General features: G+C 73.0%; 23 protein-coding genes. 17 read left to right on the top strand and 6 right to left on the bottom strand.

The window, feature by feature from the left end:
- Window positions 1-44: 44 nt before the first annotated feature.
- Window positions 45-446 (bottom strand): MucR family transcriptional regulator, encoded by a 402-nt coding sequence (locus tag QA634_RS33220; RefSeq protein ID WP_012336212.1) that lies wholly within the window; start codon window positions 444-446, stop codon window positions 45-47.
- 367 nt (window positions 447-813) lie between these two features.
- Here QA634_RS33220 and QA634_RS33215 point away from each other — a divergent pair, with 367 nt between their 5' ends.
- The 6 genes from QA634_RS33215 (at window position 814) to QA634_RS33190 (ending at window position 6,561) form a co-directional block, all read left to right on the top strand.
- Entirely contained in the window at window positions 814-1,560 is a 747-nt protein-coding gene (locus QA634_RS33215; protein ID WP_012336211.1) for a YebC/PmpR family DNA-binding transcriptional regulator, read from the top strand.
- A 138-nt stretch (window positions 1,561-1,698) separates the two neighbouring features.
- Complete coding sequence (locus tag QA634_RS33210) at window positions 1,699-1,971, top strand: hypothetical protein (RefSeq protein ID WP_236728833.1); 273 nt, start codon at window positions 1,699-1,701, stop codon at window positions 1,969-1,971.
- A 94-nt stretch (window positions 1,972-2,065) separates the two neighbouring features.
- Window positions 2,066-3,373: a serine--tRNA ligase gene (gene serS, locus QA634_RS33205; RefSeq protein WP_012336209.1), complete on the top strand. Its 1,308-nt coding sequence runs from the start codon at window positions 2,066-2,068 to the stop codon at window positions 3,371-3,373.
- Window positions 3,373-4,134 (top strand): 5'/3'-nucleotidase SurE, encoded by a 762-nt coding sequence (gene surE, locus QA634_RS33200; protein WP_012336208.1) that lies wholly within the window; start codon window positions 3,373-3,375, stop codon window positions 4,132-4,134. The genes serS and surE overlap by 1 nt, the downstream gene beginning before the upstream one ends.
- Before the next feature lie 4 nt (window positions 4,135-4,138).
- Window positions 4,139-4,804 (top strand): protein-L-isoaspartate O-methyltransferase family protein, encoded by a 666-nt coding sequence (locus tag QA634_RS33195; RefSeq protein ID WP_012336207.1) that lies wholly within the window; start codon window positions 4,139-4,141, stop codon window positions 4,802-4,804.
- A 251-nt stretch (window positions 4,805-5,055) separates the two neighbouring features.
- A complete protein-coding gene (locus QA634_RS33190; RefSeq protein ID WP_012336206.1) occupies window positions 5,056-6,561 on the top strand; it encodes a peptidoglycan DD-metalloendopeptidase family protein in 1,506 nt (501 codons plus the stop codon).
- A gap of 288 nt (window positions 6,562-6,849) precedes the next feature.
- Here the strand turns inward: QA634_RS33190 and QA634_RS33185 are convergent, their stop codons facing one another.
- Entirely contained in the window at window positions 6,850-8,721 is a 1,872-nt protein-coding gene (locus QA634_RS33185) for an ABC-F family ATP-binding cassette domain-containing protein (protein WP_012336205.1), read from the bottom strand.
- Window positions 8,722-9,160: 439 nt separating this feature from the next.
- On the opposite strand from QA634_RS33185, the gene QA634_RS33180 reads away from it, so the two are divergent.
- From QA634_RS33180 to QA634_RS33170, 3 genes are all read left to right on the top strand, one after another.
- Entirely contained in the window at window positions 9,161-10,237 is a 1,077-nt protein-coding gene (locus QA634_RS33180; RefSeq protein ID WP_012336204.1) for an SIR2 family NAD-dependent protein deacylase, read from the top strand.
- A gap of 97 nt (window positions 10,238-10,334) precedes the next feature.
- Window positions 10,335-11,666, top strand: coding sequence for a nucleotide sugar dehydrogenase (locus tag QA634_RS33175; protein WP_012336203.1), 1,332 nt, complete (start codon window positions 10,335-10,337; stop codon window positions 11,664-11,666).
- A 92-nt stretch (window positions 11,667-11,758) separates the two neighbouring features.
- On the top strand, window positions 11,759-12,709 hold the full coding sequence (locus tag QA634_RS33170; protein WP_012336202.1) for a DMT family transporter: 951 nt from the start codon (window positions 11,759-11,761) through the stop codon (window positions 12,707-12,709).
- 49 nt (window positions 12,710-12,758) lie between these two features.
- On the opposite strand, the gene QA634_RS33165 is transcribed toward QA634_RS33170, so the two are convergent.
- Entirely contained in the window at window positions 12,759-13,400 is a 642-nt protein-coding gene (locus QA634_RS33165) for an MgtC/SapB family protein (RefSeq protein WP_012336201.1), read from the bottom strand.
- 185 nt (window positions 13,401-13,585) lie between these two features.
- Between QA634_RS33165 and QA634_RS33160 the strand changes: the two genes are divergently transcribed.
- The 6 genes from QA634_RS33160 to QA634_RS33135 all read left to right on the top strand — a co-directional run bounded on the left by QA634_RS33160 (window position 13,586) and on the right by QA634_RS33135 (window position 17,386).
- Complete coding sequence (locus QA634_RS33160) at window positions 13,586-14,272, top strand: Crp/Fnr family transcriptional regulator (protein ID WP_018263244.1); 687 nt, start codon at window positions 13,586-13,588, stop codon at window positions 14,270-14,272.
- A 419-nt stretch (window positions 14,273-14,691) separates the two neighbouring features.
- Entirely contained in the window at window positions 14,692-15,552 is an 861-nt protein-coding gene (locus tag QA634_RS33155; RefSeq protein WP_012336199.1) for an STAS domain-containing protein, read from the top strand.
- Window positions 15,552-15,941, top strand: a complete 390-nt coding sequence (locus QA634_RS33150; protein WP_012336198.1) for an STAS domain-containing protein — start codon at window positions 15,552-15,554, stop codon at window positions 15,939-15,941. The genes QA634_RS33155 and QA634_RS33150 overlap by 1 nt, the downstream gene beginning before the upstream one ends.
- Window positions 15,919-16,386: an ATP-binding protein gene (locus QA634_RS33145; protein ID WP_012336197.1), complete on the top strand. Its 468-nt coding sequence runs from the start codon at window positions 15,919-15,921 to the stop codon at window positions 16,384-16,386. The genes QA634_RS33150 and QA634_RS33145 overlap by 23 nt, the downstream gene beginning before the upstream one ends.
- Window positions 16,383-16,796 (top strand): ATP-binding protein, encoded by a 414-nt coding sequence (locus QA634_RS33140; RefSeq protein WP_012336196.1) that lies wholly within the window; start codon window positions 16,383-16,385, stop codon window positions 16,794-16,796. The genes QA634_RS33145 and QA634_RS33140 overlap by 4 nt, the downstream gene beginning before the upstream one ends.
- Complete coding sequence (locus QA634_RS33135; protein WP_012336195.1) at window positions 16,793-17,386, top strand: SpoIIE family protein phosphatase; 594 nt, start codon at window positions 16,793-16,795, stop codon at window positions 17,384-17,386. Before QA634_RS33140 ends, QA634_RS33135 begins: the two co-directional genes overlap by 4 nt.
- On the opposite strand, the gene QA634_RS33130 is transcribed toward QA634_RS33135, so the two are convergent.
- Window positions 17,365-17,997, bottom strand: a complete 633-nt coding sequence (locus tag QA634_RS33130; RefSeq protein ID WP_012336194.1) for a TetR/AcrR family transcriptional regulator — start codon at window positions 17,995-17,997, stop codon at window positions 17,365-17,367. The genes QA634_RS33135 and QA634_RS33130 overlap by 22 nt on opposite strands.
- A gap of 221 nt (window positions 17,998-18,218) precedes the next feature.
- On the opposite strand from QA634_RS33130, the gene QA634_RS33125 reads away from it, so the two are divergent.
- Both QA634_RS33125 and QA634_RS33120 read left to right on the top strand, forming a co-directional pair.
- The gene (locus QA634_RS33125) at window positions 18,219-19,412 is read left to right on the top strand and encodes an HlyD family secretion protein (RefSeq protein WP_012336193.1); all 1,194 of its coding nucleotides are present in this window, start codon (window positions 18,219-18,221) and stop codon (window positions 19,410-19,412) included.
- Window positions 19,396-21,006: a DHA2 family efflux MFS transporter permease subunit gene (locus tag QA634_RS33120; protein WP_415926896.1), complete on the top strand. Its 1,611-nt coding sequence runs from the start codon at window positions 19,396-19,398 to the stop codon at window positions 21,004-21,006. The genes QA634_RS33125 and QA634_RS33120 overlap by 17 nt, the downstream gene beginning before the upstream one ends.
- Window positions 21,007-21,104: 98 nt before the next feature.
- Here QA634_RS33120 and QA634_RS33115 read toward each other — a convergent pair whose 3' ends face one another.
- The gene (locus QA634_RS33115) at window positions 21,105-22,076 is read right to left on the bottom strand and encodes an HpcH/HpaI aldolase/citrate lyase family protein (protein ID WP_012336191.1); all 972 of its coding nucleotides are present in this window, start codon (window positions 22,074-22,076) and stop codon (window positions 21,105-21,107) included.
- 43 nt (window positions 22,077-22,119) lie between these two features.
- Window positions 22,120-24,882 carry a phosphoenolpyruvate carboxylase gene (locus tag QA634_RS33110; protein ID WP_012336190.1) on the bottom strand — a complete coding sequence of 921 codons (2,763 nt, stop codon included), beginning with the start codon at window positions 24,880-24,882 and terminating at the stop codon, window positions 22,120-22,122.
- Between the last annotated feature and the right edge of the window lie 13 nt (window positions 24,883-24,895).

Genomic DNA, 24,895 nt, shown 5'->3' with positions numbered 1-24,895 from the left:
GGAAGGCCGCTCCCTCCTCGCCGCCGGGGAGGGAGCGCCCCGGCTCAGGCCCGGCGACGGCCGAGCCCGCTCGACTTGGCGAGTTCCGACCGCTGCGCGGCGTAGTTCGCCGCCACCATCGGGTAGTCCGGCGGCAGGCCCCACTTCTGCCGGTACTGCTCGGGCGTCAGCCCCCGGGTCGAGAGGTGACGCTTCAGCGACTTGTACTGGCGCCCGTCCTCCAGGCTGATCAGGAAGTCCGGCGTGATCGTCTTCTTGATCGGCATCAGCGGGACCGGCTTCTCCGGCTCGGCCGGGGCGGGGTTGCGGAGCCGCACGAGCGAGGTGTGGACGGCGCTGATCAGGCTCGGCAGGTCCGCCACGGGCACGGAGTTGTTCGACACGTAGGCCGCGACGATGTCCGTGGCCTGCTCGATCAGACCGATTTCTTGATCTTGGTCCTGCATTCATATGCTCCGGTTCGCAGAGTGCCAGCCCCATGCGTTCCCGAGATGCAGACGTCAATATTCATTTTAGCGAATGCGACAGTCTTACACCACGGAAACGCTTCAGCCACACTCCGATACGGAGACATAGGGCGGCGCGGCGGAGCCGGAACGGTGTTGTTCGGCCATGCGCTGAGGTAATACAGCCATTGCAGCGGAAGCCCGGGGCGCCGGGATCCGGGCGGGCCGGATTCGACCGGCCCGCGCGGGCGCCCGATTGTGCTTTCGCGGGCAGCCCCTCTATAACGCGGTCCCGTTTCACCGAGGGCCCGGCGTCGAGCGCTTCCGCTGCGGAGGTTCCGCCAGGCCCGTCGCCCCGGGGAGTGCCATGGCCGGACATTCGCAGTTCAAGAACATCATGCACCGCAAGGGCCGCGTCGACGCGGTCCGCTCCAAGGTCTTCGGCAAGCTCGCGCGCGAGATCACGGTGGCCGCCAAGCTCGGCGTGCCGGACCCGGCCATGAACCCGCGCCTGCGCGCCGCGATGCTGGCGGCCCGGGCCGAGAACATGCCCAAGGACAACATCGAGCGCGCGATCAAGAAGGCGACCGGCGGGGAAGGGGAGAATTACGAGGAGATCCGCTACGAGGGCTACGGCCCGGGCGGGGCGGCGCTGATCGTCGAGGCGCAGACCGACAACCGCAACCGCACGGCCTCGGACGTGCGCTCGGCCTTCACCAAGGCCGGCGGCAGCCTCGCCGAGACGGGCGCGGTCTCGTTCATGTTCGACCGGGTCGGGCTCGTCGCCTTCGACGCGAAGGTGGCGGACGCCGACGCGATGCTGGAGGCCGCCATCGAGGCGGGCGCCGACGACGTCAAGTCGGACGAGAGCGGCCACGAGGTCACCTGCGAGCACGGCGCCCTCGGGGAGGTCGCCAAGGCCCTCGAGGCCCGCTTCGGCGAGCCCCGCCGCACCGCCCTGGTCTGGCGCCCGCAGAACACCGTCGAGGTCGACGACGAGACCGGCGAGAAGCTGATCCGCCTCGTCGAGATGATCGAGGACCAGGACGACGTCCAGAACGTCTTCGTGAACTTCGCGGTCTCGGACGCGCTGATGGCCCGGATGCAGGACTGAGCGGCGCGCCGGGACGGAGGGTCGCGGGCCGAGATCCCCGCCCAAGATCGCGGGCCGAGATCCCGGGCCGAGATCCCCGGCCAAGGTAACGGGCCGAGATCCCGGGCAGGACCGTCGCCCGCCCGCGACCACGCATCCGTGATCGCGTCCGCCGCGCGGCCGCCCGAATCGGGTGGTCTCGTGCCGGGCATGACGGACTGGACGGCACCGGTACAACTCCTGTTCTGGCCCGGGGAGGCCGACGGACCCGACGAGCGCCCGTGCGTGACCCTGCGGGAGGCGGTGCTGGCCGCCCGCGCGACGACGGGCGAGCGCCGCGCCTGGATCATCACGGCGAGCGGCCACATCCTGCGGCCCGGGGAGGTCGCCTCCCTGGTCGCGGCCCTCGCGGTCGCGGAGCCGGCGGGCTGAGAGGGGCGCCCTTGTCCCGGCCCGCCCGATGCGGCAAAGCGTCGGGCCTCACGCAGGGACGGCGGGCCGCCCGCCGTCGGAGACGGTTCTGCCGATGCACGACATCCGGGTCATCCGCGACAATCCCGCCGCCTTCGACGCCGGGCTGCGCCGGCGCGGGCTGGAACCGCTCGCCGCCGAGCTCGTCGCCCTCGACGATGCCCGCAAGGCGGCGATCTCGGCCGCGCAGGTCGCCCAGGAGCGGCGCAACGCCCTCTCGAAGGAGATCGGCGCGGCCAAGAAGGCGCGGGACGAGGAGCGGGCCCGGGCGCTGATGGCGGAGGTCGCGCGGCTCAAGGAGCAGGCGCCGGGCCTCGACGCCGCGGCCGACGCCGCCGCGAGGGCCCTCGACGCCCGCCTCGCGGCGATCCCGAACACCCCCGGGCCCGAGGTGCCGGAGGGGAGGGACGAGCACGACAACGTCGAGCTTCGCCGCTTCGAGGGGCGCGGCCGGGCCGAGAGCGGGCGCCAGCACTTCGAACTCGGCGAGGCCGCGGGCCTGATGGATTTCGAGGCCGCCGCCCGGCTGTCGGGCTCGCGCTTCGTCGTGCTGAAGGGCCGCCTCGCCCGGCTGGAGCGGGCGCTGGGCCAGTTCATGCTCGACCTGCACACCGCCGAGCACGGCTACACCGAGGTCGCGCCGCCGCTCCTGGTGCGCGACGAGGCGATGTTCGGCACCGCCCAATTGCCGAAATTCCGCGACGACCAGTTCGCCGCGCAGCCCGGCGCGGTCGAGCCCGGGGCGCCGGGGCGCTGGCTCATCCCCACCGCCGAGGTGCCGCTCACCAACCTCGTGCGCGAGAGCATCCTGTCCGAGGACGAGCTGCCCCTGCGCTTCACCGCGCTGACGCCCTGCTTCCGGGCCGAGGCCGGGGCGGCGGGGCGCGACACCCGCGGCATGCTGCGCCAGCACCAGTTCACCAAGGTCGAACTCGTCTCGATCACGGCGCCCGAGCAATCCGCCGAGGAGCACGAGCGCATGCTCGCCTGCGCGGAGGCCGTGCTGCGCCGGCTCGACCTGCCCTACAGGGTGATGACGCTGTGCACCGGCGACATGGGCTTCGCCTCGCAGAAGACCTACGACATCGAGGTCTGGCTGCCGGGGCAGGGGACCTACCGGGAGATCTCGTCCTGCTCGGTCTGCGGCGATTTCCAGGCCCGGCGCATGGAGGCCCGCTTCCGCCGCCGGGAGGATCGCGGCCTCGGCTACGTGCACAGCCTCAACGGGTCGGGGGTGGCGGTCGGCCGCGCCCTCATCGCCGTGATGGAGAATTACCAGAACCCGGACGGCAGCGTCACGGTGCCGTCCGCGCTCGCGCCCTACATGGGGGGCGTCACGCGAATCGAGGGACCACACGCCTGATGCGCATTCTCGTCACCAACGACGACGGCATCCACGCGCCGGGCCTGAAGGTCCTGGAGGAGATCGCCCGGGGGCTGTCCGACGACGTCTGGGTCGTCGCGCCCGAGACCGACCAGAGCGGGGTGTCGCACTCGCTCTCGCTCAACGATCCCCTGCGCCTGCGCAAGGTCGCCGAGACGCGCTTCGCCGTGAAGGGCACCCCGTCGGATTGCGTGATCATGGGGGTGCGCCACATCCTCAAGGAGCGCGGGCCGGACCTCGTGCTCTCGGGCGTCAACCGCGGCCAGAACGTCGCCGAGGACGTGACCTATTCGGGCACGGTCGCGGGCGCCATGGAGGGGACGATCCTGGGCGTGCGCTCGATCGCGCTGAGCCAGGCCTACGGGGCGGGCGGGCGGGCCCACGTGAAGTGGCAGACCGCCTCCCATCACGGGGCGCGCACGATCCGGCGCATCCTCGAGGCGGGGATCGAGCCCGGCATCCTCGTCAACGTGAACTTCCCCGATTGCGAGCCGGAGGCGGTCGAGGGGATCGCGGTCGTGGCCCAGGGCATGCGCAACCAGCAGCTCCTCGCCATCGACGAGCGCGTGGACGGGCGCGGCAACCCCTATTTCTGGCTCGCCTTCGCGAAGGCGCGGTTCGAGCCCGGCCACGGCACCGACCTCAAGGCCATCGCGGAGAACCGCATCGCGGTGACGCCGCTGCGCCTCGACCTCACGGATGAGCCGACGCTGACGCGCTTCGCCCAGGCCCTCGGCTGAGCCGGTGGACGAGGATCCCGAGGGGCGCGGGGCCGTCGAGGCGGCGAGCTTCGCGCTCGCCCTGCGGGCGCGGGGCGTGCGCGACGCGGCGGTGCTCGGCGCCATGGAGCGGGTCCCGCGCGACCGGTTCGCGCCGGAGGCCCTGCGCGACCTCGCGCGGCGCGACGTCGCCCTGCCGCTGGCCTGCGGCCAGACCATGACGGCGCCGAGCGTGGTCGCCGCCATGCTGACGGCCCTGGAACCGCGGCCCGGCAGCCGCGCCCTCGAGATCGGGACCGGCTCGGGCTACGCCACGGCCCTGCTGCTGCGCCTCGGCTGCGCGATGGTCGAGAGCCTGGAGCGCTACGCCACCCTGGCCTCCGACGCGCAGGCCCGCCTCGACGCGGCCGGACTCGGCGGCGCGGTGCGCCTGCGGATCGCGGATGGCTGCGCCCGGGAGAAGGACGTCACCCCCTTCGACCGCATCCTGGTCAACGGGGTCCTGCCCGCCATCCCGGATCACCTCGGCCAGCGCCTCGCGCCGGGGGGCCGCCTCGTCGGGGCGGTCGTCACCGAGGCGGGCCCGCGCCTCGCGGTGATCGAGCGCGGCCCGGAAGGGCTCGCCCGCCGCCTGCTCGACGGGGCGACGCGGATCGCGCCGCTGACGGCGGGCCGGGCGGCGGTGCTGTAGCCGGACACGGCGCAGCGCCCCGGCAGGCGGGCGGTTCCCGGGACCGCTCGACTCCCGCGCGGGCATCCCGGCCGCGCTCCCCGCAACGGAAGCTTAACCTGAATGGGATTTGAATCTCGCCTATCGGGTTGCGTGGATGTGTGGGTGCGTCGATGCGGGATCGCGGGGCTGGCTACGGGATGCGGACGCTGTCGCGCGTCGCTCTCATCGGGCTGATCGGAGGTGCATCCGCCGCCTGCAGTTCCGATACGATGCGGTTCGGGGATCCGTTCTCGAACCCCTTCTCGTCGAGCGGCACGGAGCCGGGCGCGACCGGCAGCCTGCCGGAGGAGCCGACTGCGCCGGTGCGGACCGCGCCGATCCGCTCGCAGGCCCTCGCGGCGCCGCAGGGCGCGGCCTCCCAGCCGGGGCCGCTGCCCCTGTCGAGCCGGGCCGCGCCGGCCGCCGCGCAGAGCACGCGGGCCGTCGCGGCGGCCCCGGCCACCGGCGGGGCGGCGGGCTGGACCGCCCAGGGCGGCACCACCGTCACGGTCGGCCAGGGTGACACGCTGAACCAGATGTCGACGCGCTTCGGGGTGCCGGCCGCCGCGATCCTGTCGGCGAACGGCCTGTCGAGCGCCAAGGAGGTCACGCCGGGCCGCCAGATCGTGATCCCGGTCTATCACGCGGGCGGCTCCGCCGCGGTGACGCCGCGGGTGACGCCTGCGGCCGCGCCGCGCGAGGTGGCGCAGGCGGCCCGGCCGGCGGAGCCGCCGCGCAAGGTCGCGGAGCTGCGCGAGGAGCCCGCGCCCGCCCCCAAGCCGCATCCGCGGCCGGGCCAGGCCGCCGCGGCGCCGGCGAAGCCCGCGGCTGTCGAGCGGGCGGCCAAGCTGAACGCCCGCCCGGCCGAGCCGGTCAGGACCGCCAAGGTCGAGCCGAAGCCCGAGCCGAAGCAGGCGGCCAAGCCGGAGCCGCGGAAGGCGGAGGCGAAGCACGAGGGGAAGGCGGAGTCCCGGCAGGAGGCCAAGCGCGACGCCAAGGAGACGAAGGCGGCGGCGAAGCCGGCGCCGAAGCCCGAGCCCAAAGTCGCGGCCAAGCCGGAGCCGAAGCCCGAGCCCAAGGTCGCCGCGAAGCCCGAGCCCAAGGTCGCGGCCAAGCCGGAGCCGAAGCCCGAGCCCAAGGTCGCGGCCAAGCCGGAGCCGAAGCCCGAGCCCAAGGTCGCGGCCAAGCCGGAGCCGAAGAAGCCCGCGGAGGCGCCCAAGCAGGTGGCCAAGGCCGAGATCCCCAAGCCGGAGCCGAAGCCCGAGCCCGTCAAGCCCAAGGCGGCCGAGCCCAAGGCGGCCGAGCCCAAGGCGGCCGAGAAGCCGGCCGAGCCGGCCCCGGCTCCTGCCCCGGCCCCGGCCGAGGATGCCTCGGCCTTCCGCTGGCCGGCCCGCGGCCGGGTCATCGCGGGCTACGGATCGAGCGGCAACGAGGGCATCAACATCGCGCTGCCCGAGGGCACGCCGGTCAAGGCCGCCGAGGAGGGCACGGTGGCCTACGCGGGCAGCGACGTGAAGGGCTACGGCAAGCTCGTGCTGGTGCGCCACGCCAACGGCTACGTCTCGGCCTACGCGCATAACGGCGAGATCGACGTGCGCCCGGGCGACAAGGTCAAGCGCGGGCAGGTGATCGCGAAGTCCGGCGCCTCGGGCAACGTGACCTCGCCGCAGCTGCACTTCGAGATCCGCAAGGGCGCGACCCCGGTCGACCCGATCCCGAAGCTCGCCAGCAACTGAACGGTCGCGCCGCGGCATCGCGAGGGCGGTTCCGGCGGGACCGCCCTCGCGAGCGTTACGGGTCCTTGTTCCGCCATCACCCGCCGCGGCGCGCCTCCCGCCTCGCGGCGGCCGACCGTGAGGCGACGGCGTCGGCCCTGGTCCAGCGGCCAGAACCACCCCGGACGGTTCGGCCGCGGGCGGGAGCCGCCGCGCTCCCCGGGCCGAGCCATGGTGCGGCGGCCGGGCGGGTCGCGCCGAGGCGGCGTCGCGCGACGGAAGCCGCCCGCCCGGCCGCGGGCGCCGCGCTCACCCCTCGGCGGCCTCCAATTCCCCGCTGAGGGCCAGCCAATCCTCCTCGGCGGCGGCGAGGGCGGCGGCGGCCTCGGCCCGCATCCGGGCGAGGTCCCCGGCCTTGGCCGGATCGGTCCGGAAGGCGCTGCCGTCCTCCAGCGCCGCATCGATCTTGGCGATGGCCTCGGAGAGCTTGGTCATCCGCGCCTCGACCGCCTCCAGCCGCTTGCGCAAGGGCGCCAGGGCCGCCCGACGCTCGGCGTTGCTGCGCCGCTCGACCGCCTTGGCCCCGCCGGCCGATTCGCTGGTCCGCGGCGCCTCGGGCTCCGGTCCCGCCAGCACGAGGCGGCGGTAATCGTCCATGTCGCCGTCGAAGGGCTTCACGCTGCCGTTCCGCACCAGCCAGAGCCGGTCGGCGCAGGCCTCGACCAGGAAGCGGTCGTGGCTCACCAGGATCACGGCGCCCTCGTAGTCGTTGATCGCCTCCACCAGCGCCTGACGGCTCTCGATGTCGAGGTGGTTGGTCGGCTCGTCGAGGATCAGCAGGTGGGGACCCGCGAAGGCCGCCAGCCCCATCAGCAGCCGGGCCTTCTCGCCGCCCGAGAGCTGCGCCACCGGCGTGTCCGCCTTCTGGCCCGGGAAGCCGAGCCGGGCGGCGGCGGCCCGCACCTTCGATTCGGGCACCTCCGGCATCAGGTCGCGGACATGCGCGTAGGCGCTCTCGGCCGGGCGCAGCTCGTCGAGCTGGTGCTGGGCGAAATACGCCACCTCGATCTTGGTCGAGCGCCGGACCTCGCCCGAGAGCGGATCGAGCCGCCCGCCGATCAGCTTGCAGAAGGTCGACTTGCCGTTGCCGTTGGCGCCGAGCAGCGCGACGCGGTCGTCGGGCGCGAGCGTCAGGGTGAGGCCCGAGAGCACGGTGCGCTCGCCGTAGCCCGCCGCCACCCGCTCCATGGCGACGAGGGGCGGGGAGAGCGGCCGGGGCGGGCTCGGCAGGTGGATCACCGGGACGTCGTCCTCGATCAGCGCGGCGATCGGCTCCATCTTGGCGAGCCGCTTCATGCGCGACTGGGCCTGGCGCGCCTTGGTGGCCTTGGCCCTGAAGCGGTCGACGAAGCTCTGGAGATGGGCGCGCTCGGCCTCCTGCTTCGCCCGCGCCTTGGCCTGCAGGCTGCGCTTCTCGGCGAGCTGGCGGGCGAAGGAGGTGTAGCCGCCCCGGTAGAGGGTGAGCTGGCCGCGGTCGAGGTGGAGGATGTGGTCGACGCTCGTGTCGAGCAGGTCGCGGTCGTGGCTGATGATGATCGCGGTGCGGGGATAGCGCTCCAGGTAATCGTAGAGCCAGAGCGTCCCCTCGATGTCGAGGTAGTTGGTGGGCTCGTCGAGGAGGAGCAGGTCGGGCTCGGAGAAGAGCACGGCGGCGAGCGCCACGCGCATGCGCCAGCCGCCGGAGAAATCCGCGCAGGGGCGGGCCTGCGCCGCCGCGTCGAAGCCGAGGCCGTGCAGGATCGCGGCCGCCCGGGCCGGGGCCGAGTGGGCGTCGATGTCGACGAGGCGCGTCTCGATCTCGGCCCGGCGCAGGCCGTCGGCGGTCTCGGCCTCCCGCAGCAGGCGCGTGCGCTCGACGTCGGCGGCGAGCACGACCTCGTGCAGGGTCTCGGGACCGGCGGGAGCCTCCTGGGCCACGCCGCCGATCCGGGTGCCCTTCGGCAGCGAGACGGTGCCGCCCTCGGTGGCGATCTCGCCCTGGATCAGGCGGAACAGGGTGGTCTTGCCCGCCCCGTTGCGGCCGACGAGGCCGACCCGCGCGCGGTCGGGGATCGCGAAGCCGGCGCGGTCGAGGATCAGCCGTTCGCCGATCCGGTAGGTGAGGTCGTTGACGCGGAGCATGGCCGGTCTTGTGGGGGGCGGGTCGGGCGGAGGCAAGAGGAGGCGAGGATCCCGCCGCGCCCGCATCCCGTGCCGATCGCGCCGGCGCGAAATCCGGGGCTGCCGGCACCGGAAATGCGATCACAGGTAGAATTCGCAAAACCTCCATGCTACATAAAGTCGTGCCGGCTCGTCCTCAAAGGATGTCACCGTCATGCAGCTTCCCCTCTTCGAAGAGAGCAAGAGTCTCGACGACCTCACGCGGGCGATGGCCGCAAATCGCCTGCTCGCCCTAGTTGGAGCAGGCGCCAGCGTCGCTTCCGGCTATCCTTCATGGCCGGACTTGATGACGATGATGAATGAAATCCTGTCGAGAGACGATAAGATACCTCCGAAATACGCTGCCATTCTGCGCAGCATCGATGACCCCGCCTGGCAAGCGGAGGAGATGTACGTCAGAATGTCGCCTGAGGAATTTGCGACATTCATCTCGGGGAAGTTCCAGGAGCCGCGGACGCCGCATGCCCTGAGCGAGCCCCACCTGCGGATCGCCGGCCTCGGCTTCCGGCACATCATCACGACGAATTACGATCCCTGCATCGAACTGGCGATGCGGCGGGCCGGGAGGTCGTTCACCCCCATCCACTGGAGCGACGCGGCCGACGTCCGCACCTTCTTCCGCGCCCTGTCCGACCGCTCCGCGCCGCCCTGCATCGTCTATCTGCACGGGCGCTTCGACCGGCCGGCCGACATCGTGCTGACCGAGACGTCCTACGCGCGCCTCTACCTCAACGACGTCTTCCAGCGGCGGATCGTCGCCGTGTTCATGACACAGCCCGTCGTGTTCCTCGGCTTCTCGATGCGCGATCCCGATCTGGGGCAGATCATGCGCAGCGTGCGGGCGAATCTGGGTGTGGAGGACAGCCAGCATTTCGGGATCTTCGGCTACCGGACCGAGGACGAGAGGGCGCTGATCGAGAGGCGCATGCGGGACAAGTTCGGCCTGCGGGCCGTGTTCTACCGGATCCAGAGCGCGCCGGGAGACGCGGAGGACCATTCCGGCCTGCTGGCCCTCCTCGACCGGATCGGGGCGGGCGGACTCGCGTCCGCGGCGGGCGCGCCGACCGCGCCCGCCCTGGCGCCCGAGCTCCACGTCGCGAAGGAGCCGGCGGACGAGGTCGATCCGAACAAGGGCCTGTTCGGCGGCACCGCCGAGACGGCACGCCGGCGGCTCCTCGTCCGCGACGTCAGGCTGGATCAGGACGAAGGATTCGCCGCCTTCACGCTCGTCGTGGAGAGCAGGCCGGGTGCCGGACCTCCGCTCGCCGGTCCGGTGCGGTTCCACCTGCACCCGACCTTCCCTCGGGAGCAGGTCGTGGTGCCGGCGCGGAACGGCACGGCCGAACTCCCGATCGATTTCGCCTACGGCGCCTTCACGGTCGGCGCGGTCGTCGAGAACGACCCCCCGGACGAGAACAGGCTGGAACTCGACCTGAGCGCCGCGACGGAATTTCCCGCCTGGTTCCGGGAGCGGTGAGCGCGGGCCCGGCACCGCCCCGCGAGGGCGCCGCCGGTTGACAGGCCGACACCGGGCCGGGCTATGCGGGCGCGGCAGAGGTGAGGCGGGACGGGATATGATGCCGCGCGTTGAGGAACTGGAGCGTCGCCTGAGCGGCGGCGACGCCCTCGTCGGCATCGTCGGGCTCGGCTATGTCGGGCTGCCCCTCGCCCTCGCGGCCCTGCGGGCGGGCTTCTCCGTCCTGGGCTTCGACACCAACCCGGAGCGGGTCGCCGCGCTCAACCGCGGGGAGGGGGCGTTCCACCACATCCCCGGGGATGCGCTGGCCGAGGCGGCGCGCGCCGGCACCTTCGCGGCGACCGGCGACATGGCCCGGCTCGCCGAGCCCGACGCGATCCTGATCTGCGTGCCGACGCCGCTCACGCGGCACCGGGAGCCCGATCTCGGCTTCGTCGTGGCGAGCGCCCGGGCCGTAGCGGCCTCCCTGCGGCCGGGTCAGCTCGTGGTGCTCGAATCGACCACCTATCCGGGCACCACGGACGAGGTGGTGCGGCCGCTCTTGGAGGCCGGCGGGTTGCGGGTCGGGGCCGAGATCTTCCTCGCCTACTCGCCCGAGCGGGAGGATCCCGGCAACGCCGCCTTCTCGACCGCGCAGATCCCCAAGGTAGTGGGTGCGGACGACCCCGCCTCGCGGCGCCTCGCCGCCGCCCTCTACGGGGCCCTCACGGTCGCCACCGTGCCGGTGTCGAGCGCGGCCTGCGCGGAGGCCGTGAAGCTCACCGAGAACATCTTCCGCGCGGTCAACATCGCCCTCGTGAACGAGCTGAAGCTCGTCTACGACGCGATGGGCATCGACGTCTGGGAGGTGATCGAGGCCGCCGCCACCAAGCCGTTCGGGTTCATGCCGTTCTATCCGGGGCCCGGGCTCGGCGGGCACTGCATCCCGATCGATCCGTTCTACCTCGCCTGGAAGGCGCGGGAATTCGAGGTGCCGGCCCGCTTCATCGAACTCGCCGGCGAGGTCAACACCCGCATGCCCGCCCACGTGGTCGAGCGCCTCGCGGCGGCGGTCGACCGGACGGGGCGCCCCTTCTCGGGATCGCGCATCCTGCTGCTCGGCCTCGCCTACAAGCGCAACATCGACGATACCCGCGAGAGCCCCGCCCTGCGGCTGATGCGGCTGATCGAGGCGCGCGGCGCGACCTGCCTCTACCACGATCCGCTGGTGCCGGTGCTGCCGCCGACGCGCGAGTACGCCTCCCTCGCGGGACGCCGCTCGACCCCCCTCGATGCCGGGACGCTGCGCGCGGTCGACGCGGTGCTGATCGCCACCGATCACGACGGGGTCGATTACGCGCTGGTCGCGGCGGAGGCCCGCCTCGTCGTCGACACGCGCAACGCCATGGCCCGGCGCGGCCTGTCCGGGCCGACGATCCTGAAGGCGTGAGGCGCGCCGGTCGCGGCGCAAGATCCGGGACGCGCCGGGCAATCCCCCGGTGCCATCACGGGGGCCGCCGAAGGCCAGCCAGGGGACCCGCCATGCCGCCCGCCGTGAACCGTCCGATGAGCCTGTCCGACTGGGGCCTGATCCTGCTCCTGTCGGTGCTCTGGGGCGGCTCGTTCTTCTTCGTGCGGGTCGCCCTCGACGCGCTGCCCCCGCTCACCGTCGTCGCCCTGCGCCTCGCGCTGGCGGCCCTGATCCTCAACGCCCTCGCGCCGCTCCTCGGCGCGCGCATGCCCCGCGACCGCGCGACCTGGGCCGCCTTCCTGGGCATGGGGATCCTCAACAACGCGATCCCGTTCTGCCTGATCGCCTGGGGGCAGACGCAGATCGCCTCCGGCCTCGCCGCGCTGCTCAACGCGACGACGCCGCTCACCACGGTGGTCGTCGCCCACTTCCTCACCCGCGACGAGCGGATGACCGGCCGGCGCCTCGCCGGGGTCGGGCTCGGCCTCGCGGGCGTCGCCGTGATGGTCGGCCCGGCGGTGCTGGGCGGGCTCGGGGCGGCGGCGCTCGCGCAGGGGGCGGTGCTCGCCGCGGCCTGGTCCTACGCCCTCGCGGGCGTCTACGGCCGGCGCTTCGGCCGGATGGGCCTGCCGCCGCTCGTCACCGCCGCCGGCCAGGTGACCTGCTCGGCGCTCCTCCTCGGGCCGCTCGCCCTCGCGCTCAACCGGCCCTGGACGCTGCCGCCGCCGGGCCCGGGGGCCTGGGGCGCGGTGCTCGGCCTCGCCTGCCTCTCGACCGCGCTCGCCTATCTGATCTTCTTCCGCATCCTGGCGCGGGCCGGGGCGACCAACATCGCCCTCGTCACCTTCCTGATCCCGGTCTCGGCGATCGGCCTGGGCGTGCTCGTCCTCGGGGAGCGGCTCGACGCGCGGCAGATCGCCGGGATGGGGCTGATCGGGGCGGGCCTCGCCGCCATCGACGGACGGCTCCTCGACCGGCTGCGCCCGCGCGGCGCCCCGCGGCGCGGGCCCGGGGAGGCGTGAGACGCCCGAGCCGGGACGGCACCGCCCGCCGGAGCAGCGCGATGCTCCTCTAATCCACCGTGCGGGCCGTCCAGGTGGCGTGGCGCACGCCGGGCGCGCGTTCGAGGCTCACCACCACCGCGTCGAGCTCCGCCGGATCGACCGCGGTGCTGACCAGGGTCGCGACGAGTTCGACCTCGCCCTCGGCCGGCTCCTCGACCGTGACCTCGCTCACCGGGTAGTTCGCCCCCTCCAGCCGCTCGGTGAGGAGGTCGCGGGTGCGGCCCAGGGCGTCGCCCTCGGTCGTCAGGCGCACCTCGTAGGTCGCCTCGGTGGAGCGCTCGTCGATCGGGATGCGGTTGATCGCGTTGACCAGGGGGCGCAGCAGGGTGTTGCCGGCGAGCACCGCGCCGGCGACCAGCACGGCCTCGCCGAGAAGATCCGCCCCCGAATAGGCCCCGACCGCGGCCGAGCCCCACAGGGTCGCCGCCGTGTTGAGGCCGCGGACGTTCATGCCCTCCTTCATGATCACCATGCCGAGATCGACGAAGGCCGCCGCGCCGACCGCGACCAGCACGTTGGTGCGCAGGCCCGCGGTCCGCTGCCGGTACTGCCGCTCCGCCCCGATCAGGGTTCCGAGCAGGAAGGCGACGAGGAGGCTGAGGGCGGAATCGACGAAGGCCCCGGGCTGGAACGCCTGAAAAGCCGCCATGCCTGCATCATCCGCGTCGTCGAGGGAGCCGGGCGCTCATAGCCCGACCGCGCGGCCGGCGGAAGCCGGGCGCCGGCCCGGGAGCCGCTCCGCGACGGCGCCCGCCGCAAAGTTATCCCCAACCCTGGCAAGCCCGGCCGCATCGTGGCAAGAACAACAAGGTGCGGGGGTTGCGGGGCGTCGTCATGGGTCGTCTGGGGGTATTTCCGTTCTTCAAGGACGCGGGGGTCGACCTCGCCCCCTACGAGACCCGCTGCATCTGGAGACGCTTCGAGCCGAACGAGGTCCTGGTGGACTTCGACGACGCCTCGACGGACGTGTATTTCCTGGCCGCGGGCGAGGTGCGCATCCTCAACCGCACGCAATCGGGCAAGGAGGTGATCCTCGGGGAGATGCGCGGCGGCGAGTTCTTCGGGGAACTCGCGGCGATCGACGGGGTGAGCCGCTCGGCCAACGTCACGGCGCTGACGCGCGGCGAACTCTGCGTCGTGCCGGCGCCGGTCTTCCGCCAGATCGTCTTCGCGGCGCCGCCGATCGGGGACCGCCTGCTGCGCCTCCTCGCCAAGCGGGTGCGCTCGCTCAACGGCCGCCTGATGGAGCACGCGGTCCTCGACCTGCGCCACCGGCTCTACGCGGAGCTGCTGCGGCTCTCCTCGCCGCGGGCGGGCTCGGACGGCGAGCGGGTCGTGACCCCGCCGCCCTACCACCACGTGCTCGCCGCCCGGATCGGCTGCCGCCGCGAGCAGGTGACGCGGGAATTCACCGTGATGGCCCAGGAGGGCCTCGTGGACCGCACCCGCGGCGCCCTGATCCTGCGCCGGCCCGACCTGCTGGAAGCCCGGGTCGCCGAGGCGCTGCGGGAGGACGGCTGAGCGCCGCCGGCGGCCGGCGCCGGTCGCCGAAAGGACCACCGGTTCGGCGGCGAAACCGACGTGAGGGCCGAAGCAGACTGGCCTCGCGCGCTCCTGCTTCGACGGAGCGGCGCAGGGCGGTTCCGCCCAGCGACGTCGTCCTGGGCAGGCTTCGCCAGCGGACTCCGGCGCGGGTTGCCTAGGCCAACCAGTCGGGGGTGCGCGTGCACGCCGTGCATGCTACCGTTAGGTCATGTTCGGTTGCGTCTGCGGCCGGCGGCCGCGCCCGGTGGATCGGCGACGACATCTCGGCCCTGCCTCCTCGTCGGCGACACCCCGACCGGGCCGCTGAGCGCGCGCCGGTTTCCGAACCGGGCGGGCGCGACGTGCAGCTCCTGCGCCGCGGCGCATTCCCGGCGCGCGGCTAGGGGGGAGTGGCGGTGGGCAGACTCGGACAGATCCTGTCGGCGCAACACGAGCAGGTGCTCGAGGCGTGGCTCCGCCGCCTCGACGCGCCCGGGGAGACCAAGCCCGGCCGGACGACCTCGCCCGGGCTGCTGCGGGTCGAACTCGCGGCCTTGCTGCGAGCCCTGACCGACGCCTTCCTCGCCGGCGAGGGCGGGGTGAGCGGCGAGCCCTTCGCGGCGATCGAGGCGCAGGCGACCGCCATGAGCGCGGCGCGGGCCCGGGACGGCTTCACCCCGATGGAGACGGCGAGCCTGCTGATGTCCCTCAAGGACGCGGCCGCCGAGGTGGTGCGGCGCGAGGCGGCTGCGGGGCCCGAGCATCCGGCCGAGATCCTCGCTCCCTTCGGCGCCGCCGTGGACCGGCTGGCCCTCGTGACCTTCGCGGCCTTCGTGGAGACGCGGGAGCGGCTGATCGAGCGGCAGAGCCGGGCGCTCCTCGACCTCGCCACCCCGGCGCTGCCGATCTGGCAGCGCATCGTGCTGATGCCGCTCGTGGGGATCATCGACACGCAGCGCGCGCGGCAGATCATGGAGAGGCTCCTCGACGCCCTCGGGCGGGAGGAGGCCTCGATCGCGATCCTCGACGTCACCGGGGTGCCGGTCATCGACAGCCGCGTCGCCCTGCACCTGACCAGGACCGTCGAGGCGGCGCGCCTGCTCGGCGCCCGGGTCGTGGTCACGGGCATCAGCCCGGACGCGGCCCAGACCCTCGTGAAGCTCGACGTGACCCTCACCAGCATGATCACCCGGGGGACGCTGCGGGCCGGCCTCGCCGAGGCGTTCCGGCTCCTGCGCGAGGAGGTGCGGCCGAATCCGACCGAGGCGGGACTCTGATGCGCGTGCCGATCCTGCGCTACGGCCGCGTCCTGCTGACGTCGCTGCCCGCCGACCTCACCGACCAGCAGGTGATGGACCTGCAGATCGACGCCCTGGCGCGGCTGCGGGACGGCCAGGCGGACGGGCTCGTCATCGACATCACGGCGGTGGACGTGGTCGATTCCTACATGGCGCGCATCCTGTCGGAGACCGCCCGGATGGTGGGCATCATGGGCGGCGTCGCGGTGCTGGCCGGGATGCGCCCCGCCGTGGCGCTGACGCTGGTGGAGATGGGGCAGAACCTGATCCGGATGGAGACGGCCTTCGACCTGGAAGGCGGCGTCGCCAAGGTCAGGCGCGCGATGGCCGCCCGCGGAGGTCGGAATGACGACCCGCCCGCACCCTGACGCCTTCGCCCAGCCTCTGCGCGGCGGCGCGGCCGGCCGCGAGGGGGAACTGGCCGTCCGCGTCGCCGTCCGGATCCAGGAGGATATCCTGGCGGCGCGCCACGCCGCCCGCGACGCGGCCCGGCTGGTCGGGCTCGGCACCGTCGACGAGACGAGGCTCGCCACCGCGGTCTCCGAACTGGCCCGCAACGCGCTCCGCTACGCCGGGGCGGGCGAGTGCCGCATCCTCGCCCGAACCAACGCCCTCGCCGTCACGGTCGCCGTCGAGGTCGAGGATCACGGCCCGGGGATCGACGACGTGGCCGCCGCCCTCACGCCGGGCTTCTCGACCGGGGGCGGGCTGGGGCTCGGGCTTCCCGCCGTGCAGCGGCTGATGGACGAGATCTCCTTCGACACGCGGCCGGGCGGCACCCTGGTCCGCGCCAGCATGGTGCGCCGGCCGTGAGCGAGGTGATCGAGTCCCTCGGCTTCCGGATCCGGGCCGAGATCGACGCCGTGGAGGCGTGGCAGGAGGCCCGGCGCCTGGCCGAGCGCCACGGCTTCGGGACGGCCCGGGCGCACGACCTCGCCACGGCCGTGTCGGAACTGGCGACCAACCTGGTGCTGCACGCCCGCCGCGGCGGGACCCTCCGGCTCGCGGTGCGCCGCGAGGCGGACCAGCCGGTGATCGAGATCACGGCCGAGGATGACGGTCCGGGCATCGCCGACCTCGGCAGGGCCCTGGAGGACGGATACTCGACCGGCGGCGGCCTCGGCTGCGGCCTGCCCGGGACGCGCCGGCTCGTCGACCGCTTCGCGATCAGCTCGGCCCCGGGAATCGGGACCCGCGTCGCCTGCGCGGTGCGTCGGGCATGAGGATCGGCGCCGCGTCCCGGACCTATCCGGGCGAGAGCCTGTGCGGCGACGGGGCGGCCTGGTGGGGCGAGGGGAGCGCGACGCTGGTCTGCCTCGCGGACGGGCTCGGGCACGGCGCCGAGGCCCACCTCGCGGCGCGCGCCATCCTGGCCGTGGCGCGGGACTGCGCCGGGCTCGATCCGGCGCCGCGGCTCGCCGCCATCGACCGGGCGGTGCGACGCACCCGCGGCGGGGCCGCGCTCCTCGCGCGGATCGACCCCGCCGCCATGCGGCTCTCCCTCGCGGGGGTCGGCAACGTGCGGGCGGGCCTGTTCGGGCAAGAGACCCGGCGCTTCGACGGCACGCCCGGCATCGTCGGGGCGGGCCCGCGCGAGCTCCGCCCCCTCGATCTCGCCTTCGCGGCGGGGGACGCGCTGGTGCTGTGGACGGACGGCCTCGCCCCCGTCGAACTCGACGCGGACGAGCGGCGCCTGCGCGGCGACCCGCAGCGCCTCGCCGGCCGGCTGCTGGCCCGGTTCGGGCGGGCGGAGGACGACGCCACGGTGATCTGCGTGGGGCTCCCGGGCGATCAGGACCGCGCCGGCCCGTAGGCCGCGAAGAACACCCGCACCGCCTCGCCGATCAGGTAGGCCGCTTCCGCCGGGGTCGGCGGATCGCCCACCGCGAAGAGCAGGCGCCGCATCGTCGCCGCCGCGCAGAGGTCGAGGAAGTGGCGCGCGGCCAGCGCCGTGTCGGTCGGGCGCAGGCGCCCCGCCGCCACCTGCCGGTCGAGATAGGCCCGCAGCCGCTGCGCGCCCTGGACCGGACCCGCCTCGTAGAAGGCGCGGCCGAGCCGCGGGAACTTCTCCGAGGCGCCGATCACCGTGCGGATCGAGGCCACGTGGTCGGGCCGGCACATCTCGTCGAGGAAGCTCAGGCCGAGCCGCCGCAGCACCGCCGGCACGTCGGGGTCGTCGACGTCGAGGCGGAAGAGGTTCTCGGCGAGGGTGCGCTTCTCCTCGACGGTCAGCGCCTCGAACAGCGCCTCCTTGCTGTCGAAGTAGACGTAGAGCGTGCCCTTCGAGACCCCCGCCGCCTTGGCGATGCTGCCCATGCTCGCCCCGTCGAAGCCGCAGGCGAGGAAGACCTCGCGCGCGCCGTCGAGGATCTGACGGCGCTTGTCGCTCTCCGCCGCGTCGAGGGTGGTGGGACCATCGGCCATCCGAGAACCATTTCGTCCTTCGCGAAGCAGGTCAAGCCGGCCCGTCGATCTAGGGTTGCGCCCGGGATGGGAAACTGCCCCGTCGGGACCCGCGGCGCCAGCTCGGCCCGCGCCCCTTGGGAGCCCCCCGACCAGGCCGCCGTTGACCGAACCGTTCGGTCAATCTATATCGGGGCGCGCCGGCGGCGGTCAACCGCGTCGGGACGGTCGGGGATCGGGCAATGGCCTATCGGGACGAGTACGCGCAGGGTCAGGGCGTGCAGGGTGAAGCGGCGCGCGACCGGGCTGCGCCGGACGCCGCGCCGGGAACGCCGCGGCGTCGCCTGCGCCGAGTCCTGCTGCCGCTCGCCCTGCTCGCCGCCCTCGGAGCGGGCGGCCGCGAGGGCTATTTCTGGTACACGACCGGCCGCTTCCTCGTGTCGACCGACGACGCCTACGTGCAGGCCGACATCGCGACGCTCGCCGCCAAGGTCTCGGGCTACCTCGCTTCCGTCCCGGTGGTGAACGGGCAGACGGTGCGGGCGGGCGACGTCATCGCGCGCATCGACGACGGCGATTACCGGCTCGCCCTGCGGGCGGCCGAGGACAAGCTGGCGACGCAGCGCAGCACCATCGCGCGCATCGCCCGCCAGGTCGAGGCGGCCCGCGCCCAGGTGGCGCAGGGCGAGGCGCAGGTCGAGGCGGCCCGCGCCGACCAGGTGCGCGCGGCGGCCGATTACCAGCGCCAGACGCAGCTCGCCCAGTCCGAATTCGCCGCCCGCGCCCGCCTGGAGCAGGCCAAGGCCGATCGCGACCGCTCGGACGCCAACGTCAAGGCCGCCGAGGCGGCCCTGCTCGCCGCCAAGGCCAACGTGGCGGTGCTGGAGGCGCAGGGCCGCGAGGCCGAGAGCCTCGCGGCCGAGCTCAGGACCGGGGTGGACCGCGCCGCCCGCGACCTCTCCTTCACGGAGCTGCGGGCGCCCTTCGACGGGGTGATCGGCAACAAGGCCGTGGAGGCGGGCGCCTACGTGCAGCCCGGCTCGCGCGTCGCCGCCCTGGTGCCCCTCGACAGCGTGCGCGTCGACGCGAACTTCAAGGAGACGCAGCTCGCCCGCATGCGGGTCGGGCAGCCCGTTCATATCCGGGTCGATGCCTGGCCCGACCGCGACATCCTCGGCACGGTCGAGAGCTTCTCGCCGGCCTCCGGCTCCGTCTTCAGCCTGCTGCCGCCCGACAACGCCACCGGCAACTTCACGAAGATCGTCCAGCGCCTGCCGGTGCGGGTGAAGGTGCCGGCCGAGATCGCCCGGGAGGGCCTGCTGCGCCCCGGCCTCTCGGTGGTGGCGAAGGTCGACACGCGCGGCCTCGGCGCGGAGGCCCCGGAGCCGCGCGCGGTCTCGCACGCCGCCGCGCAGCGGCATGCCGCCCGGGAGTGAGGCCGTGGCCGCCGCGCCGATCGCCGCCGGGCCCTCGGCCGCCGCGCCGCCGGCCGCCGAGCCGCCCCTCGACCGCCGCCGCATGGTGGCGTTCGTCTGCATGGTGTTCGGGATGTTCATGGCGATCCTGGACATCCAGATCGTCTCGGCCTCCCTCGCCGAGATCCAGGCCGGCCTCTCGGCCTCGGCCGACGAGATCCCCTGGGTGCAGACGAGCTACCTCATCGCCGAGGTGATCTCGATCCCGCTCTCGGGCATGCTCTCGCGGGTGCTCTCGACCCGCTGGATGTTCGTGATCTCGGCGGGCGGCTTCACGCTGATGAGCCTGATGTGCGCGACCTCGTCCTCGATCGGCGAGATGATCCTGTGGCGCGCCCTCCAGGGCTTCATCGGCGGCGGCATGATCCCGACCGTCTTCGCCTCGGCCTTCACGATCTTCCCGCCCTCGAAGCGGGGCATCGTCTCGCCGATGATCGGCCTCGTGGCGACGCTCGCCCCCACCATCGGCCCGACGGTCGGCGGCTACCTCACCGACCTGTTCGACTGGCACTGGCTCTTCCTGGTCAACATCCTGCCGGGCCTGTGCGTCACCGTCTCGACCTGGGCGCTCGTCGATTTCGACGAGCCGAACCTCGCGCTCCTGCGCCGCTTCGACTGGGCCGGGCTCGCCTTCATGGCGGGCTTCCTGGGCTGCCTGGAATACGTGCTGGAGGAGGGCCCGCTGCACGACTGGTTCCAGGAGGAGCCGGTGTTCGTGGCCGCGCTCGTCTGCGCGGTCTCGGGGGTGCTGTTCTTCTGGCGGGCGCTGCGCGCGGAGCAGCCGATCGTGGACCTGCGCGCCTTCTCGGACCGCAACTTCGCGGCCGGCTGCGCGGCGAGCTTCGTGCTCGGGATCGGGCTCTACGGGCTCACCTACCTCTACCCGGTCTATCTCGGGCGGGTGCGGGGCTACTCCGCCCTGCAGATCGGCGAGACGATGTTCGTCTCGGGGCTGTGCATGTTCGTCACCGCCCCGATCGCCGGACGGCTCTCCGGCCGGGTCGATCCGCGGATCATGATGGCGCTCGGCTTCACCGGCTTCGCGGTGGGCACCTTCCTGGTCACGGGCCTGACCAAGGATTGGGATTTCGGGGAGCTGCTGCTGCCGCAGGTGCTGCGCGGCTGCTCGCTCATGCTCTGCATGATCCCGATCAACAACATCGCCCTCGGCACGCTGCCGCCAGCCCGGATGAAGAACGCCTCCGGCCTCTACAACCTCACCCGCAACCTCGGCGGCGCGGTCGGGCTGGCGCTGATCAACACGGCGCTGAACGACCGCTGGGACCTCCACCTCGCGCGCCTGCACGAGCGCTTCACCTGGACGAACCCGCTGGTGCTGGAGCGGCTCGACGCGATGGCGCGCGGCTTCTCGGGGCTCGCCGGGGATCCGGACGCCATGGCGCTCAAGGCCATGATGGGCACCGTGCGCATCCAGGGCCTTCTGATGAGCTTCTCGGACGTGTTCCTGATGCTGACCGGGCTCTTCCTGGCCATGGCCTGCGCGACGCCGCTGATCCGGCGCCCCCGGGCGGGGGCGGGCGGCGGCGGCCATTGACGACGGGGGCGGGAGGGCGCCGCGGCGCCCTCCCGCTTCGCCGGCGCCAAGTTCGCCGGTGCCAGGAGGTCGCTGCGGCGCCAGGATCGGCGGCGCCCTCAGCCCTTCATCGCGTCCGCCTTCTCGATCAGCGCCTCGGCCATGCGGATCGACGCGATGTCGATGAGGCGGCCGTCGAGGGAGACGGCGCCGCGGCCGGCCCGGGCGGCCTCCTCCATCGCCTGCAGGATGCGGCGGGCCTTGGTCACCTCGGCCTCGGTGGGGGTGAAGACCTCGTTGGCGAGCTCGATCTGCGAGGGGTGGATCGCCCACTTGCCCTCGAAGCCGAGCACCGCGCAGCGCTTGGCCGCCGCCTTGAACCCGTCCGGATCGCTGAAATCGCCGAACGGCCCGTCGATCGGGCGCAGCCCGTAGGCCCGGCAGGCGACCAGCATGCGGTTCTGGGCGAACAGCCACGGGTCCTGCCAGTGGGTCTGGCGGCCGCCCTCGGCGTCCTTGTCGGTCAGCACCGCGTAATCCGGGTTGACGCCGCCGATCACCGTCGAGCGGGCCCGCGTCGAGGCCGCGTAATCGGCCACCCCGAACGACATCGCCTCCAGGCGCTTCGAGGATTGCGCGATCGCCTCGACGTTGGCCATGCCGAGCGCCGTCTCGATCAGCACCTCGAAGCCGATCCGCTTGTCGCGCTTCTTGGCCTGCTCGATCTGGGTGACCAGCACGTCGATCGCGTAGACGTCCGCCGGCACGCCGACCTTCGGGATCAGGATCATGTCGAGGCGCGGGCAGGCCTCCACGATGTCGACCACGTCCCGGTACATGTAGTGGGTGTCGAGACCGTTGATGCGGATCATCATGGTCTTGCTGCCCCAATCCAGGTCGTTGAGGGCCTGGATGATGTTGCGGCGGGCCTGCTCCTTGTCGTCGGGCGCGACCGCGTCCTCGAGATCGAGGAAGATGACGTCCGCCGCCGACTTCGCCGACTTCTCCATGAAGGTCGGATTCGAGCCCGGCACCGCGAGTTCGGAGCGGTGCAGGCGGGCCTTGGCCTGCGGGATCAGGGTGAAGCTCATACGGTGGTACTCCTTCGGGGAAACGGGCGGGGGAACGGAGCGATCAGCCGGTCGCGCCGAACCCGACCGCGATGCAGTTGATGGAGAGCAGGAGCGCCGACTTGAAGGTCTCCCGCCTCACCTCGTCGGTCTCGCCGCGGAAGCGGCGCAGCAGCTCCACCTGCTCGCGGCTGACCTGGTTGATCACCGGCAGGCGCTCGGTCAGCCGGCCGCGATATTGCGGGAAGCGCTCCGCCACCTCGGCGTCGCCGCTCACCCGCACCACCATGCGCCGCGTCAGGTGGTACTCCTCGGCGATCATGGAGAAGATCTCCTCGCGCACCCGCGCGTCCGGCACCAGGCCGGCGAAGTCGCGGGCGATGTCGAGGTCGACCGTGAGCAGCGTCTTCTCGACCTCGTCGAGGACGAGGCGGAAGAGCCGCGACTCCGCGAACATCCGGCGCAGCAGCGCCTCGCCGGCCTCGCCGCGCACGTCGAGGAAGCTCATGAGGCCGCTGCCGACCCCGTACCAGCCGGTGATGACGTGCCGGTTCTGCGACCATGCGAAGACCCAGGGGATCGCCCGCAGGTCGGCGAGGCTGCGCGCGCCGAAGCGCCGGGCCGGGCGCGAGCCGATGTTGAGCAGCGCGATCTCGTCGAGGGGGCTCGCGGCGCCGAAATAGGTGACGAGGTCCGGGTGCGAGACCAGCTTGACGTAGGCCGCCCGCGAGGCGCCCGAGAGCGCCTCCATGGCGTCGTCGAAGTCCGGCCGCGGCGCGAAGGAGGGGTCGCGCTCCGCGTTGAGGGCGTGCGCGAAGACCGAGGAGGCGAGCAGCTCCATCTGGTAGGCGGCGGTGCCGCGGTTGGCGTACTTGAACGAGACCACCTCGCCCTGCTCGGTGGTGCGGAAGCGCCCCCGGATCGAGCCCGGCGGCTGGGCCGCGATGGCCCGGCCGGTCGGGGCGCCGCCGCGGCTCACCGAGCCGCCGCGGCCGTGGAAGAACGCGATCGGCACGCCCGCCTGCTTGCCGACCTCGGTCAGCTTGGCCTGGGCCTTGGCCAGTTCCCAGTTCGACGACACGAAGCCGCCGTCCTTGTTGGAATCGGAGTAGCCGATCATCACCTCCTGCACCCCGCCCTGCCAGCGGGTCGAGCGGCGCACCAGGGGGATCTGGAGGAGTTCCCGCATGATCGCCGGCGCGGCGCGCAGGTCGTCGATCGTCTCGAAGAGCGGCACGATCGGCAGCGGGCAGATCTCGATCCCGGCCGCGTCGAGGAACAGCCCCGCCTCCTTGGCGAGGAGGTAGACGCCGAGGATGTCGGGCACCGAGTGGGTCATCGACAGGACGAAGCTGCCGAAGGCCTCGCGGTCGAGCTCCTTGCGCATCTCGCCGACGAGCCGGAAGGTCTCCAGCGTCTCGCGGGCCTCCTCGGGCAGGGACTGGAACGAGCGCTGGCCCTCCAGGGGCCGGGCGAGTTCCGCCGTGAGCCACGCCGTCCAGGCGGGCTGGTCCACCTCCGGCGGCGCGGCCTCGTCGCCGCGTCCCTGACGCCAGAGGGCCTGCAGCGCCCGCGTCGTGCGGGTGGTGTTCTCGCGGATGTCGAGGCGCACGGTCGAGAAGCGGAAGATCTCCACCATGCGGCGCACCGGCCGCACCAGGTCGACGGCCAGGGACGGGCACTTGGCGTCGGTGAGGCCCGCCTCCAGCACCCGCAGGTCGTTGATGAGGTCGTCCGCGTCCGAGTAGTCGGGCGCGCCGGTGATCGCGTCGCCCTCGTTGCGGGCGATCGTGGCTTCGAGCTTGCGCAGGATGCAGGTCAGGTACTGGCGGTAGAGTTCGCCGGGATTGCGCCGCGCGATGCCGCGGGCATCCCCGCTCGCCGCGAGCTGGCGGGCGAGTTCGGTCTTGAACGAGGCGGGGGCGGGCAGGGAGCGCTCGCTGATCGAGAGCATCCGCCCGAGATGGATCACCCCGTCCCGGTAGCGGCGCATGCTGGCGAGCGCGTTGCGGCGCAGGGTCGAGCGGGTGACCGCGGCCGTGACGAAGGGGTTGCCGTCGCGGTCGCCGCCGATCCAGGAGCCGAACTGGAAGAAGGCCGGTACCTCGAACGTCTCGTCCGGGTAGTATTCCCGCAGGCTCTCCTCCAGCGAGACCATCACCTCGGGCAGCATCTCGAACAGGGTCTCGTCGAAGAAGTGCAGGCCCCAGGCCACCTCCTGCTCGACGGTCGGCTTCTCGAGGTGGAGTTCGCCCGTCATCCAGACGAGCTCGATCTGGTCGCGCAGGTCGGCCATCAGGCCGGTGCGCTCGCGCTCGGTCCAGCGGGGGAGTTCGAGTTCGCGCAGGAGCAGGTAGATGCGCCGGAACTTCTCCAGCACGGTAACGCGCTTGCCCTCGGTCGGGTGCGCGGTCAGCGTCGGGCGGATGCGCAAATCCTTCAGGAGCGCGTGGATCTCGCGCGCCGGGACGCGGTTGTGCACCGCCTCGGCCAGGACCGCGCTGAAGGAGCCGCGCAGGGCGTGGCGCCCGCGCGTGCGCTCCACGTGGCGGCGGCGGCGCATCGCGGTGTTCTGCTCGGCGATCGAGATGAGCTGGAACCAGATGCCCTGGACCTGGAGCGCGCGGGCCATCAGGTCCGGCGAGAAATCCGAGATGTTGGCGTTGCCGTGCAGCACGGATTCGAGTTCCGGCTCGTGGCGGCGGCAGACGTCCAGCAGGGAGTGGAACAGGATGTCGGTCGCCTCGCGGGACGAGGTGCCGGTGATCACGGGGGGCGCGAACGAAGGATCGGGAGCGCCCGCGGGGACGGAAAGCGCGAGGGTCATCGTCGGCCTCTCG

It is taken from the genome of Methylobacterium sp. CB376, assembly GCF_029714205.1.
Classification (GTDB): domain Bacteria; phylum Pseudomonadota; class Alphaproteobacteria; order Rhizobiales; family Beijerinckiaceae; genus Methylobacterium.
The sequence above is the reverse complement of the archived record's forward strand: the minus strand, read 5'-3'. Positions and strand labels throughout refer to the sequence as shown.

What these genes read in the sequence shown, in the direction of transcription:
- QA634_RS33220 (WP_012336212.1), bottom strand. Translation starts at nt 446, where the DNA reads ATGCAGGACCAAGATCAAGAAATCGGTCTGATCGAGCAGGCCACGGAC.
- QA634_RS33215 (WP_012336211.1), top strand. Translation starts at nt 814, where the DNA reads ATGGCCGGACATTCGCAGTTCAAGAACATCATGCACCGCAAGGGCCGC.
- serS (WP_012336209.1), top strand. Translation starts at nt 2,066, where the DNA reads ATGCACGACATCCGGGTCATCCGCGACAATCCCGCCGCCTTCGACGCC.
- surE (WP_012336208.1), top strand. Translation starts at nt 3,373, where the DNA reads ATGCGCATTCTCGTCACCAACGACGACGGCATCCACGCGCCGGGCCTG.
- QA634_RS33190 (WP_012336206.1), top strand. Translation starts at nt 5,056, where the DNA reads ATGCGGTTCGGGGATCCGTTCTCGAACCCCTTCTCGTCGAGCGGCACG.
- QA634_RS33185 (WP_012336205.1), bottom strand. Translation starts at nt 8,721, where the DNA reads ATGCTCCGCGTCAACGACCTCACCTACCGGATCGGCGAACGGCTGATC.
- QA634_RS33180 (WP_012336204.1), top strand. Translation starts at nt 9,161, where the DNA reads ATGTCGCCTGAGGAATTTGCGACATTCATCTCGGGGAAGTTCCAGGAG.
- QA634_RS33175 (WP_012336203.1), top strand. Translation starts at nt 10,335, where the DNA reads ATGATGCCGCGCGTTGAGGAACTGGAGCGTCGCCTGAGCGGCGGCGAC.
- QA634_RS33170 (WP_012336202.1), top strand. Translation starts at nt 11,759, where the DNA reads ATGCCGCCCGCCGTGAACCGTCCGATGAGCCTGTCCGACTGGGGCCTG.
- QA634_RS33165 (WP_012336201.1), bottom strand. Translation starts at nt 13,400, where the DNA reads ATGGCGGCTTTTCAGGCGTTCCAGCCCGGGGCCTTCGTCGATTCCGCC.
- QA634_RS33160 (WP_018263244.1), top strand. Translation starts at nt 13,586, where the DNA reads ATGGGTCGTCTGGGGGTATTTCCGTTCTTCAAGGACGCGGGGGTCGAC.
- QA634_RS33150 (WP_012336198.1), top strand. Translation starts at nt 15,552, where the DNA reads ATGCGCGTGCCGATCCTGCGCTACGGCCGCGTCCTGCTGACGTCGCTG.
- QA634_RS33145 (WP_012336197.1), top strand. Translation starts at nt 15,919, where the DNA reads ATGACGACCCGCCCGCACCCTGACGCCTTCGCCCAGCCTCTGCGCGGC.
- QA634_RS33135 (WP_012336195.1), top strand. Translation starts at nt 16,793, where the DNA reads ATGAGGATCGGCGCCGCGTCCCGGACCTATCCGGGCGAGAGCCTGTGC.
- QA634_RS33130 (WP_012336194.1), bottom strand. Translation starts at nt 17,997, where the DNA reads ATGGCCGATGGTCCCACCACCCTCGACGCGGCGGAGAGCGACAAGCGC.
- QA634_RS33125 (WP_012336193.1), top strand. Translation starts at nt 18,219, where the DNA reads ATGGCCTATCGGGACGAGTACGCGCAGGGTCAGGGCGTGCAGGGTGAA.
- QA634_RS33120 (WP_415926896.1), top strand. Translation starts at nt 19,396, where the DNA reads ATGCCGCCCGGGAGTGAGGCCGTGGCCGCCGCGCCGATCGCCGCCGGG.
- QA634_RS33115 (WP_012336191.1), bottom strand. Translation starts at nt 22,076, where the DNA reads ATGAGCTTCACCCTGATCCCGCAGGCCAAGGCCCGCCTGCACCGCTCC.
- QA634_RS33110 (WP_012336190.1), bottom strand. Translation starts at nt 24,882, where the DNA reads ATGACCCTCGCGCTTTCCGTCCCCGCGGGCGCTCCCGATCCTTCGTTC.